This is a genomic window from Clostridium sp. (assembly GCF_036639235.1).
Lineage (GTDB): Bacteria > Bacillota > Clostridia > Clostridiales > Caloramatoraceae > Clostridium_AB.
Genome location: NZ_JAVWJB010000017.1, coordinates 22,512 through 36,179, shown reverse-complemented (window position 1 = coordinate 36,179; position 13,668 = coordinate 22,512). Strand labels below are relative to the sequence as shown.

9 protein-coding genes and 1 other annotated feature are annotated in these 13,668 nt (G+C 34.3%); of the genes, 5 read left to right on the top strand and 4 right to left on the bottom strand.

Annotated features, from left to right (window positions below):
- Positions 1-21: 21 nt before the first annotated feature.
- Entirely contained in the window at positions 22-3,459 is a 3,438-nt protein-coding gene (locus tag RR539_RS06150; protein ID WP_332473378.1) for a pyruvate carboxylase, read from the bottom strand.
- Between the two features lie 364 nt (positions 3,460-3,823).
- Positions 3,824-4,831, bottom strand: coding sequence for an aspartate--ammonia ligase (asnA, locus tag RR539_RS06145; protein WP_332483440.1), 1,008 nt, complete (start codon positions 4,829-4,831; stop codon positions 3,824-3,826).
- Between the two features lie 46 nt (positions 4,832-4,877).
- Positions 4,878-5,117: a binding site (T-box leader), on the bottom strand.
- Between the two features lie 465 nt (positions 5,118-5,582).
- Between asnA and RR539_RS06140 the strand changes: the two genes are divergently transcribed.
- A complete protein-coding gene (locus tag RR539_RS06140) occupies positions 5,583-6,227 on the top strand; it encodes a hypothetical protein (protein WP_332473351.1) in 645 nt (214 codons plus the stop codon).
- A 60-nt stretch (positions 6,228-6,287) separates the two neighbouring features.
- Here RR539_RS06140 and rlmD read toward each other — a convergent pair whose 3' ends face one another.
- Both rlmD and RR539_RS06130 read right to left on the bottom strand, forming a co-directional pair.
- On the bottom strand, positions 6,288-7,646 hold the full coding sequence (gene rlmD / locus RR539_RS06135; protein ID WP_332483439.1) for a 23S rRNA (uracil(1939)-C(5))-methyltransferase RlmD: 1,359 nt from the start codon (positions 7,644-7,646) through the stop codon (positions 6,288-6,290).
- Between the two features lie 142 nt (positions 7,647-7,788).
- On the bottom strand, positions 7,789-9,846 hold the full coding sequence (locus tag RR539_RS06130; protein ID WP_332473353.1) for a transporter substrate-binding domain-containing protein: 2,058 nt from the start codon (positions 9,844-9,846) through the stop codon (positions 7,789-7,791).
- A 137-nt stretch (positions 9,847-9,983) separates the two neighbouring features.
- Between RR539_RS06130 and RR539_RS06125 the strand changes: the two genes are divergently transcribed.
- The 4 genes from RR539_RS06125 (at position 9,984) to RR539_RS06110 (ending at position 13,342) form a co-directional block, all read left to right on the top strand.
- The gene (locus RR539_RS06125; RefSeq protein WP_442878396.1) at positions 9,984-10,394 is read left to right on the top strand and encodes a HutP family protein; all 411 of its coding nucleotides are present in this window, start codon (positions 9,984-9,986) and stop codon (positions 10,392-10,394) included.
- 254 nt (positions 10,395-10,648) lie between these two features.
- On the top strand, positions 10,649-11,665 hold the full coding sequence (locus tag RR539_RS06120) for an ABC transporter substrate-binding protein (protein ID WP_332473354.1): 1,017 nt from the start codon (positions 10,649-10,651) through the stop codon (positions 11,663-11,665).
- Complete coding sequence (locus RR539_RS06115) at positions 11,665-12,573, top strand: ABC transporter permease (RefSeq protein WP_332473355.1); 909 nt, start codon at positions 11,665-11,667, stop codon at positions 12,571-12,573. Before RR539_RS06120 ends, RR539_RS06115 begins: the two co-directional genes overlap by 1 nt.
- Positions 12,548-13,342, top strand: a complete 795-nt coding sequence (locus tag RR539_RS06110; protein WP_332473380.1) for an ABC transporter ATP-binding protein — start codon at positions 12,548-12,550, stop codon at positions 13,340-13,342. The genes RR539_RS06115 and RR539_RS06110 overlap by 26 nt, the downstream gene beginning before the upstream one ends.
- Positions 13,343-13,668: the final 326 nt, after the last annotated feature.

Below are 13,668 nucleotides of genomic sequence, written 5' to 3'. Positions count from 1 at the left end.
GGATATCCCTTAAACTACATCTTATTGCTCTTTAAGTTTTATTAGAAGTTCACCTGATTTAACTTGGCTTCCTTCCTTTACTACAATTGATTCTACAACACCAGCAGTCTTTGAAGTTATATTAGTCTCCATTTTCATAGCTTCTATTACAACTAGACTTTGGTTTTCTGAAACTGTATCTCCCTCTTTAACAAGCACCTTTAGAACATTACCTGGTATACTAGCTCCTATATCAAACTTGTTATCAGGGTCTGCCATCTGAACAGCAACCTGTTCTGTTGAAGTTAGGCTTTGCTTGTCCTTAATCTTAATCTCACGTCTATATCCATCTACTTCAAAAACAAGGATTCTATTTCCTTCTGCATCAGTTTTCAGCATCTTAAGAAGCTTAATTAGAAGAACCTTTCCTTCTGCAATTTCAACTTCAGCAGTTTCACCTTCGTTTAATCCATGGAAGAATGTTGCACTACCCATTCTTGAGAAGTCGCCGTTCTTCTTAACAAAAGTTAGATATTCATCAAACACCTTAGGATATAATGCATAAGCTAGAGCATCTTCCATAGTTGGCTCTATACCATGAGTTTCCTTTAGGTATTCCATAATCTTATCAAAGTCCTCTGATGGTAGAAGCTCACCTGGTCTACAAGTTATAGCCTCTTCACCCTTAAGAACTATCTTTTGAAGATCCTTAGGGAATCCACCTTCAGGCTGTCCCATCATTCCCTTAAAGTAGTCAACAGCTGAGTCTGGGAATGCTAAATCACGTCCCTTATCAATTATGTTTTCTGCTGTAAGGTCATTTTTAACCATGAATATAGCCATATCCCCTACCATCTTTGATGATGGAGTAACCTTAACTATATCACCAAGTATGTCATTAACTTCTTTGTACATACCCTTAATTTCATCAAATCTATGTCCAAGTCCAAAACTTTCAACCTGTGGCTTTAGGTTTGAGTATTGTCCCCCTGGTATTTCATACTTATAGATTTCTGCTGATGCAGCCTTAAGATCTGATTCAAAATCAGCATATACAGGTCTAATAGCATCCCAGTAATCTGAAACTCTTTGTAGTGAGTCTGTGTCCATTCCAGTATCTCTCTTAGTATTCTTAAGAGCTTCAACTATTGAATTAAGTGCTGGCTGGCTAGTTAGTCCCGCCATTGAGTTAAATGCAGTATCTACTATGTCAACTCCAGCTTCTGCTGCCATAAGAATAGTTGCTACACCATTTCCTGTAGTGTCATGAGTGTGTAGGTGTATTGGAATAGAAATTTCCTTCTTAAGTGCAGTTATAAGTTCATATGCTGCATATGGCTTAAGTAGTGCTGACATGTCCTTGATTCCAAGTATGTGTGCACCCATTTTTTCTATTTCCTTAGCAAGGTTTACATAGTATTCAACTGTGTACTTACTCTTGCTTTTATCAGTTATATCTCCTGTATAGCAGATACAAACTTCTGCAATCTTACCTGACTTAATAACAGCGTCAGTTGCAACTTCCATACCCTTTAACCAGTTAAGTGAGTCGAATATTCTAAATACGTCAATTCCATTTTCAGCTGACTTATTAATAAACTCTCTAATAACATTGTCTGGGTAGTTTTTATATCCTACAGCATTAGCTCCTCTAATAAGCATTTGAAGTAGTACATTTGGAACTTTTCTTCTTATAGTTCTTAGTCTCTCCCATGGATCTTCCTTAAGGAATCTATATGCAACATCAAATGTTGCTCCTCCCCACATTTCTAGTGAGAATAAATCCTTAGCAAGGTGTGCTATAGGCTCAGCTACAGCTACCATATCACGAGTTCTAAGTCTTGTAGCCATAAGTGATTGCTGTGCATCTCTCATTGTGCTATCAGTTAGTAGTAGTTTTTCTTGGCTATTAATATAGTCAATTACACCTTCTACTCCCTTTTCATCAAGAATTTGCTTAGTTCCATAAAGAGCCTCACTCTTATCAAACTTTGGAATAACAGGTACATCAAAGTCTTGGTGTCCTCTTTTTCCTTCGTTAACTATCTTTTCTCCAATATAGTTTAGGATCTTAAGTTCCTTATCTTCCTTTGGAACAATTTCTAGAAGCTGTGGATTAAGCTCTATAAACTTAGTTGTACACTCACCCTTAACAAACTTCTCATGTCTTAGAACGTTGATTAAGAATCCTGCGTTAGTTTTAACTCCATTAATAGTAGTTTCTCTAACTGATCTATCAACCTTTCTAATAGCTTCCTCAAATGTTCTACCATGGGAAATTATCTTAACAAGTAGTGAATCATAGTATGGACTAATAGTAGCTCCTGTGAAACCGTTTCCACCATCTAGTCTAACACCGAATCCTGAACTTGTTCTGTACATGTCTATTTCACCAGTATCTGGTGCAAAGTTATTAGCAGGATCTTCAGTTGTAATTCTACACTGGATTGAGTATCCTCTAACTGATATATCATCTTGGCTCTTAATACCAATTTCCTCTGAACCTAGCTCATATCCTTGAGCAACTTGAAGCTGAGCTTGTACTATATCAATTCCTGTAACCATTTCAGTAACTGTATGCTCAACCTGAATTCTTGGGTTCATTTCAATGAAGTAGTGGTTTCCATGTGCATCAACAAGGAATTCTGCTGTTCCTGCACTTCTATAGTCAACTGCAGCAGCTATTTTAATAGCATCTGCACAGATCTTCTCTCTTAGTTCTATTGGAAGAGAAAATGCTGGTGTATACTCAATAAGCTTTTGGTGTCTTCTTTGAATTGAACAATCTCTCTCATAAAGATGAACAATATTACCATACTTATCTCCAAGTATCTGAACCTCTATATGCTTTGGCTTTTCTAGGTACTTCTCTATGAATATATCATCAATACCAAATGCCTTCTTCGCTTCGTTTTGTGCACTTTTAAATGATTCTAGTAGTTCACTTTCTTCCCTAACTATTCTCATTCCACGTCCACCACCACCAGCAGCTGCCTTAAGCATTACTGGGTAGCCACACTTAGCTGCAAATTCAACAGCTTCGTCCTCTGACTTAATTGGTTTTTCTACTCCTGGAATAGTTGGTACTCCTGCTGACTTTGCAACAAGCTTTGATTGAATCTTATCTCCTAGGGAGTCCATCATCGCCCCTGTTGGTCCTATAAATTCAATTCCGTTTTCTTCACATTTTCTTGCAAACTCTGGGTTCTCTGAAAGGAATCCGTATCCTGGGTGGATAGCGTCTACACCCTTCTTCTTTGCTAAAAGGATAATCTCATCTATACTTAGGTACGCGTCTATCGGTCCCTTGTTTTGTCCTATTTGGTATGCCTCATCTGCCTTAGTTCTAAATAGTGACTTCTTATCCTCTTCTGAATAAATAGCTACTGTTCTGATACCTAGTTCGTTACACGCTCTAAAAATCCTTATAGCTATTTCCCCTCTATTTGCAACAAGCACTTTTTTAAATTTCATTCCCATCACCTCGCTAAATTATAACAATATATATTAAAAGCATTGCTCTTTATCTAAACATTTAGGTATATTATACTCGTTTATCCCCTTAATTTCAAGCCATTATAGAGATTTGTTTTAGTTTCTACAAAAGCTGTACCATTGTAAATTATGAATGATTTGCTGCATTTCATATTTTAAAAAAATGAATTTTTGCATTCACATTATTGCAAGTATCTATATAAAAAAAGACATTATCTAATGTCTTTAATTTAACTATAAATAATTTTCCACCTAAATATTCCTAATTTATATGGTAGGGTAATAACAAGTGCTCCTACCCTACCATTTCTTTATATTTTAATTTTATATGCTATTTTGTATACTTTTATTACAGTAGGTTAATTCCATTTTCACTACATTTAGTAATAGTTTCATTATCCCATATAGTTGATTGAACTTCTCCAATATGAGCTTTGCGTAGGAAATACATACAAATTCTTGATTGTCCTATTCCTCCACCTATTGTATATGGAAGCTCTCCATTTAATAGACTGCTATGGAATGGAAGTGATTTTCTCTCACTGCATCCTGCAAGTTCTAATTGACGAATTAGCGCCTCTTCATCTACCCTAACTCCCATTGATGAAAGTTCAAGTCCTATTTGAAGTGGTTCATACCAAAATAATAGATCTCCATTTAGGCTCCAATCATCATAATCTGGGCTTCTTCCATCATGCTTTTCACCTGAATTTAGTACATCACCTATCTTCATTATAAATACTGCACCACATTCCTTAGCTATTGCATGCTCTCTTTCCTTTGAAGTAAGAGTAGGATATTTATCTTCTAGTTCTTGGCTAGTTATAAATGTAATATCATCTGGCAAGCACTTTTCTACATATGGATACTTAGCTGATACCTTTTCTTCTGTATCCTTAAATGCCTTATAAATAGATTTAACCGTATTCTTTAGGTACTGCTCTGTTCTATCACTTTTAAGTAGAACCTTCTCCCAGTCCCACTGATCAACATAGTATGAATGAATATTATCAAGGTCCTCATCACGTCTAATAGCATTCATATCTGTATAAAGCCCTTCCCCTGCCTCAAATTCATAATGCTTAAGGGCCATTCTCTTCCACTTAGCAAGTGATTGAACAATCTCAACATCACCCTCAAGTCCTTTAGCATCAAAACTAACAGGTCTTTCAACATTATTAAGTGTGTCATTTAGTCCTGAACTACTCTTAACGAATAATGGTGCTGATACTCTTATTAGGTTAAGGTTCTCTGCTAATGTCTTTTCGAAATAATCCTTAATAAACTTTATTGCAATTTCTGTTTCTCTAATTCCTAGTTGTGACTTATAATCCTTTGGTACTACTACTTTTTCCATAACCAACTCTCCTTAAAATCAATATAAAAAAGCCTTCCGTCTCCATAAAAGGGACGAAAGGCTGTAATTCCGTGGTACCACCCTAGTTTGCTAAAAGCACACTCATAAAGGGTACAAAAATACCCCTCTGCTAGTAACGCTGCAGCTGCGTCTAAGTCTACTCTCCTAGGATTTCGGTTAGAAGCTCCAAGATGTTATTCAATAATAATATAGTGGTCTAACTTACACCGCCATAGACTCGCTAATCACCAATCTTATTACCTACTCTTCTTATCATAGCTAATAAACATCATATTCTATATTAAATGTATTATATTAACTTATCCTATATATGTCAATAGCATAAATTACCTAACCTCACATAATAATTTCTATTTACTTAAAAAATATTAAATTAAAAAACTTTTTTACCTTAATGTATAAGTTAAAGTTATCTTGTACATACTATTAATATTCCAAACTCATTTTAACCTCGCCTTTCTAGGCAGGACCCTAATACTTTATGCCATAGTATTGGGGTCTTTAATTTTGCACTTTTCCCTTTTCCCATCTATTTCTACACTTAAAGTAATCTTCAAGTGTCCACTTTAATAAACGATGTTTATTTATAGGAAATTATTTTGAAGTTTTTTTTAATTTTTTCAAATATTTTGCACTTTTTTCAAAATTCCATTGTAAAATTACGTCAAAAATTCTATAATCTATAAGAGAGGGATTTGTAAATATTTTGTTAATTTAACGGGGGAACACTATGAGCATAGAAAAAATCATTTATACCGGGGTTTTATCATACATAATTATAGCGACTAATAGAACATTAGAAATAGCATTTAAATTTAATCTTTATGACACTCAAAGATTAGGACTTACTTTAGTATACTTATTATCTTCTGTGCTAACTTTCATATCTTTTTATGCGCTTTGCAGCTATACAGACAAAAGCTCAGTTGCAGGAAAATTAAACCTTATAGCGGTATTTTCAATTATACCAATGCTAGCATTTGATTGTGTAAACTTACTTAGTTACATAATAGATAATCTTAATTCACTTTATACAAGGGGTATTCTATTTGCCTGTGCATCAAGTTTTAGTTGTATTCTATTTACTTTATTTCTTTATGGCATTAAAAAATACAAAACCTCATCTTCAAACTCTAAAATATTTAACGGACTTCTTATATCTACATCACTCTTACTAGTGGTAACACTAATAGATTCTACTATAACTATTATTAGTGGAACCTACGATCCTACTTCACTTATTGTATATATTCTTAAAACAGTAGTATTTGTATTTATGGTTATTAACTACAAGCATATAGTTATTGAACTTATTACTATTGCAAACAACACTGTAGATTCTTTAGATGACGATGATGAGTATTTTTCTATATAACAATAAATCCTATCATTAACAACAGCTTATATGCTTTATTAATGATAGGATTTTTATGTTTTATTTTCTTTTTAGTTTAACTATTGTTTCAACATGTGCTGTAAATGGGAACATATCAACGCATTGAACCTTCTCAACAGTGTATCCTCTTTCCTGGAATACCTCAAGGTCCTTAGCTAGTGAAGTTGGTTTACATGATACATAAACAATTTCCTTGCACTTAAAGTTAATTATCTTATGTATAGCCTTAGGATGTATCCCTTCCCTTGGCGGGTCGAGAATTATAATATCAGGCTTTTGACCCTCTAGGCTCTCAATTTCCTTAAGAACATCTCCTGCTATAAAATGGCAATTATCAAGTCCATTAAGCTTAGCATTTTCCCTAGCTGCATCTACCGCCTCTTCAACTATCTCAATACCTGTAACCTTCTTCGCAACAGGTGCCATAATCTGTGCAATAGTTCCTGTACCTGAATAAAGGTCAAATATCTCCTTACCTTCTATATCCTCAGCAAACTCACGAACCTTAGTATAAAGAACTTCAGCACCCTTTGAATTTGTTTGGAAAAATGAAAATGGTGATATTTTAAAGTTAAGACCTAAAAGATTTTCTGTTATAAACTCTTCTCCATAAAGAAGTCTCGTCTCATCACTCTTAACTACATCTGATAGGGTATCATTAAGTGTATGAAGTATACCTTCTATGTTACCATCAAGTTCTAATGAAGTTAAATTATCAACTAGCATACTTAGGTCTACTTGATTCTGAGTTGTTGTAACTAGGTTAATAAGCATTTGTCCTGTTGCATGTGCCTTACGAACAACAAGATGTCTTAAATAACCTTCATGGTTTCTTGTTTTGTAGAATGTAAGATTCTTATCCTTGAAAAAGTCAAGCACGCATAATAGAACCTTCTTATAGTCCTCGTCAATAATCTTACATCCACTAACAGTTACAACCTCGTAGAAGCTTCCCCTCTTATGCATACCTAGAGCAAGTTCTCCATCCTTCTCAAGGTCTCCAAAAGAAAACTCCATCTTATTTCTATATCCTGTACAAGTTGGACTTTCAACTATAGGTAGGAATTCATAATTATCTACTACCTCATCAATTATAGCCTTAACTTGACCTTCCTTAAGGTGAAGCTGACTTTCATAGGATAGGTTCTGATATGCACATCCACCACATTCACCAAAGTGGATACATCCCTTTGGCACCTCAAGTGGTGATTTTTCTATAATCTCTAGAACCTTACCTTCGATTTTGTCACCCTTTTTCTTAGTTATTCTAATCTTAACCTTTTGTCCTGTAAGAGTTCCCTTAACCCTAACAATTTCATCCTCAACCTTAGCAATTCCTATATTAGGGAAAATCATATGATCTATATTAACATCAATTTCTGCATTCTTCTTAACCATTCTACTCTCTCCTATCAACACTCTTTACATTTTAAACCTTTAAAGATTATACCACGAATCTAATTCTTTTAAAATCGTCATAACTATGTCTAAACAAAGTACTAGGCTACATCTAAAACTAATCTTAAATGTAGCCTAATTACTATGTTATATCAGAGAATTCAATATCCGCCATATCCTTATTAGTAATTAATGACCTTGATATTGTCTCCTCCTCTTCACTTATTATCTTAATAGGTAGATATACAGTAAATGTACTTCCCATACCATATACACTTTCAACTGTTATTTCTCCCTCTTGCATTTCAATTAAAGACTTAACAAGTGATAATCCAATACCACTTCCTTCAAAACTTCTAGTAAGAGTCTTGTTAACCTGTCTAAACCTTTCAAAGACAACTGGGATCTTATCCTCTGGTATTCCAATACCATTATCACGGACGCTTATTGCTACCCTATCTTCTACACGTTTAATGTTAACGAAAATCTCTCCCTCTTCCTTACTAAACTTAACACTATTAGCCAATAGGTTTAGCATAATTCTTTCTATTTTATCATCATCAAATGCCATAATAATTTCTTCTTCCTCAGTATCAAATATAACATCTATATTCTTAACCTTTGCATATTCAATAACCGAGTCTACTGTACTTTCAACTGCATCAACAATATTTCCATTACTTAAATTAAGACTTATATATCCTGAGTCTATTTTAGTAATATCAATTAGATTATTAACAAGTCTTAATAGCCTATGTCCATTATGACGTATATTATCAATACTTCCTTCTATACTAGCTGCCTGCTCACATTCCTCTGAGCTTCTTATTTTGCTCTCCATAAGCTGAAGTGATGCTAGTATAACATTTAGTGGTGTTCTAAGTTCATGTGACATATTTGAGAAAAACTCTGTTTTGATTCTATCGTACTCAATAGCCTCATATAATCTTTTTCTATCACTTATATCTCTAACTATACTTAGAATATTCTCCTTACCTCCAAAATTAACAAATGCTCCTCTAATATCTACATCAATTAAAGTTCCATCTATTTTTCGTATCTTTTTATTATAAACGGTTTTACCACTAAAATAGCTTCCAACCATTTCTTCTACGTATATCATATTAGGGGCAAACTCACTCATATTACGTCCTATAATATCACTTTTATTCTCAGCACCAAGTAGCTTACGTCCCTCATCATTAATAAATATAATCTTATTCTCAAGATCGTGGGTAAATATAGCATCTGGACAAGCCTCAATAAACTTTCTATATCTTTCCTCATCCTCAGCAACTACCTTACTTACCTGTTCAAGTTCACGGGTTCTAATCTCAACCTTATGCTTAAGACTTTTATTTATAAGTAAAGTTGCTATAACTATTCCTGTTATTAATGTTCCTATAACCATTGTTCCATTTATAAGATTCTTATATGAATCAACTGAATAACCTATTACAGATCCAAACCACTTATCATGGATTCTTTCATAGTCTCCACTTTTTTTAATGTCCTCAAGTCCCTTATTAAATAAGGTGATAATATCCTTGTTTTTATCAATAGCTACAAGGCCATATTCTGTTGAATACATAATATCCCCTGCAAACTTAACCTTATCAAGATGCTCATTTTTTTGAATCTCATAAAGCCCGACTACTTTATTACCTATAACCGCTTCTAATTCACCGTTAAGCAGACCATTCATAGCCTCCCTTTGACTCTTATATGGAACTATTTTTATATCTGAAACACCTGTAAGAAGCTGCATACATACATCTCCATTTTGTACACCAACTCTTCTTCCTCTTAAGTCACTTATATCACTTATATATGATGTATCTACCTTAGTAAAAATAACCTGCTCACTTATTGTATATGGGTTTGAAAATATAAACTGGTTTTCCCTAGTTGTGATTTTGCTCATTCCTTGGACTGCATCTAGCTTTCCTTTTTTAAGGTTATCTAGAGCTTCACTCCATTTCATTGGCTTAAAATCAATCTTGTATCCCATTTTAGCTGCAACTGCATTCATTATATCAACATTAAAACCTTTATATTTGCCATCCTTATCTACAAACTCATAGGGTGGATAATCACAATCTCCCCCAATTGTTATTATCTTCTGCCCCTGTGCGTATACAGTAGATGGGTAAATCACTAGGAAAAATATATGTACCATAATAAAAACTACTTTTTTCATACCTAGTTCTCCTATTTTATTATCTATATGATTATATAACATATTTTTACAAAATACCATTTTTTATTTGTAATATTTTTGTTAGTTTTAAGATATGTTGTATAATATTATTATATCTAATTTAGGAGGGTATTTATATGGATACTAAACCAATTACAAATGCCTCAATTAAAATGGCAATATCAGATAGAGAAGAAGAAGCCATTCTTAAAAGAGAATACACTGAAAAGGGAATATTAGTTGCTGCTGTAGACTTTGGTGGCAATCTTTTAAGTTCTATTCCAAAAATAATGGAACGTTCAGTTGTAGCTTCTAAGCGTAGTGGGTTAATTGAAGACTGTGAGGCCCACGAAGGTGCGGTTGCAGGAGCTACTAAGGAAGCTTTAATGCAGGTAACTCCTAAGGCACTAGGTCTTAATGTTGGCGGTAAAATTGGTATAGCAAGATGTGGTGTACATATAAGCGTTACTATATATTTAAGCATAGGTCTTTTACACCTTAACGAAATAACCATAGGACTTGGTCACAGAACACTTTCAGACTCTTAAAAATTTATTGACTTTTTATTAGGTGTTATTTATAATTTCAAATAACACCTTTTTATAAATATTTTATGGAAATTCTAAAAACGAATTCTATAAAAGGTTTATATTGTATAAAGTAGTATTAGTAGTATTGTAGATTGTAGGATAGAAGTATTGTAGCTAGGTGTTATACGACATTTATATTTATTCGAAGATATCTCCACAATATGGGGATTTTTTATTTTTAAACAATTTTATATTATTAGGAGGATGGTAGTATGGTAGGAAACTTAAAGAAGTTTTCAAGAGGACTAGTTCTAGTTCTAGCTTCAACATTCATTTTAGCTAGCTGCTCAGCAAAGGATGCAGCTACATCAGAAACGCCTAAGGACGGTGTTAAACAAATCGGGATAATTCAACACGCACAACATCCAGCACTTGATGCTGCAAACCAGGGGTTTGTTAAAGCTCTTGAGGAAAATGGTTTTAAGGATGGAGATAAGATTAAGCTTATCCAAAAAAATGCTCAGGGAGAAATGCCTAACAATGATACAATTGCTAAGAAATTTGTATCTGATAAGGTTGATTTAATATTCTCTATAGCAACTCCATCAGCACTTGCTGCTCAAAATTCAACAAAGGATATTCCAGTAGTGTTTACAGCTGTAACTGACCCAGTTGCTGATAAACTTGTTGCATCTAAGGACAAGCCAGGTGCTAACATTACAGGAACAAGTGATATGGCTCCTATTAAGGACCAATTATCAACAATTAAGAAAATCAAACCTGAAGCGAAAAAAGTAGGGATTATATATAATGCAGGTGAGACTAACGCAGTAGCACAGGCTAAAGAAGCTAAAAAGGTATGTGCAGAGCTTGGTTACACACTTGTTGAACAAACAATAACTTCAACAAATGATGCTGCACAGGCAACTGATATTCTAGCATCAAAGGTAGATGTTATCTACGTTCCAACTGATAACATGGTAGTTTCAGCAGGTGCAGTTGTAGCAGAAAAAGCAGCAGCTAAGAAGGTTCCAGTAATCTCAGCTGAGGGAAGCGTTGTAGAAGTAGGTGGTCTATTATCTGAAGGACTTGATTACTTTAAACTAGGTTATGATGCAGGACTTATGGCAGTAGAAATCCTAAATGGAACTAAAAAGCCTACTGATATTCCAGTTAAGTACTACAACGTTAATACTCTAACTGTTAACAAAAAGACTCTAGAGAAAATCGGCATGACTCTACCTAAGGATTTAGCAGACAAAGCAAAATACGTAGGTGGTGAAAAATAGTGTCATTCTTAATCTCAGTACTTGAACAAGGATTAATATTCGGAGTAGTTTCATTAGGAGTATATATAACATACAAGATACTAGATTTTCCTGATCTATCTGTAGATGGATCATTCCCACTAGGCGCAGCGGTTTCAGCCCTGTGCCTAACAACTGGGGTTAACCCATATCTATCAATACTACTTGCATTTATAGCAGGGGCACTTGGTGGATTATTAACCGCAGTGCTTCATGTTAAGTTTAAAATTACTAATCTATTATCAGGTATTCTTGTTATGCTAGCTCTTTACTCAGTAACTCTAAGGGTTATGGGAGGTAAGGCTAATATTCCACTATACGGAGTGGAAACTATATTTCCAGAAACAATGCCAAAGCTAGCTATAATAACAGTTATAGCTATTATGTGTAAGATTCTTTTAGACATGTTCTTTAAAACAAAGCTAGGCTTTATGCTTATATCATCAGGGGATAACCCTCAACTTGTAACTTCACTTGGAGTTAACAAGGGATTTGTTATTACAATAGGCCTTATGATTTCAAATGGACTTGTAGCACTTGGAGGTGCACTACTAGCACAGCACAACGGATTTGCTGACGTGTCTATGGGTATTGGTACAATCGTTATAGGACTTGCATCAATTATTATTGGTACAAGCATATTTAAAAAGGCAAGAATATTTGCTGTAACAACAATTACATTAATCGGAGCTTTAATCTATAAGCTAATTATAGGAACTGCTATGATTTACTCAGACCCATCAGATCTTAAGCTTATAACAGCATTTATAGTTGTTATTGCACTATCTCTTGGTTCAGCTAAATTTAAAAAGACTAAAACTACTAAGGTAGTAGAAAACATAGAAAATGTTGGAGGTGATTCTTCTGCTTCAGTTAGCGAATCTGCATAAAACATTTGGAGAAGGAACAGTTAATGAAAACTACCTGTTTAAGGGTATTTCACTTAACATAGAAGATGGAGACTTTATAACTATTATAGGAAGTAACGGAGCTGGAAAATCAACTCTTTTAAATATAGTAGGAGGAAAGATTCCTCTTGACGAGGGAAGTATTACCCTTAATAATAAGGATATTTCCCACACAGCAGAATATAAAAGATGTAAGTTTATAGGAAGAGTATTTCAGGACCCAACACTTGGAACAAGTCCATCAATGACAATACTACAAAACCTGTCTATGGCATACAATAAGGGGCGTGCATTTAACCTAACTCCTGGTATTAACAAGAGTAAGGTTGATTACTTTAAATCCCTTCTTGAAAAACTTAACCTAGGACTAGAAAATAAGCTTCACACTAAGGTTGGAGATTTATCAGGGGGACAAAGACAGTCACTTGCCCTGCTTATGGCAACAATGTCTAACCCAGATCTTCTTTTACTAGATGAACACACAGCGGCACTTGACCCTAAAACCTCTGAAATAATACTAACACTTACAGAGGAAATAATTAAAGAAAAGAACATGACCTCACTAATGGTTACACATAACCTTAACCATGCTATAAAGACTGGAAACAGACTTATAATGCTTCACAGAGGTCAAATCATAATGGACATTAAGGGGGAAGAGAAAAAAGCCCTTACAATAGAAAAGCTTATAGACTCATTTGAAAAGCTAAACTTTAAAAACGAACTTAGCGATAGAGCACTATTCGCATAAAGTGAGGATCTCAAATTTATTTGAGGTCCTTTTTTTAGCTCTTGCAGTTAATAGAGCTGTCTACTTTCCTATTTAGTGGGATAAGTTAATGGTGGTAGGTGGTAGACTCTGGGATATCATTGGGTTTTGACTTAGAAGGATTTAGTTTGAAAAATAGTTCCACGCTTAGTAAAGTCATATGTTTGAGGGTAATCGAGTTTATGACTGCACTTAGCGTGAAGCTGTTTTTCAAGCTTAGTCCTTCTTGGAAAAATCCCACCGCATATCCTAGAGGCTACCACCTACCACCTCACTAAACCACAAAAGGTCATCCCAAAATTTATAAT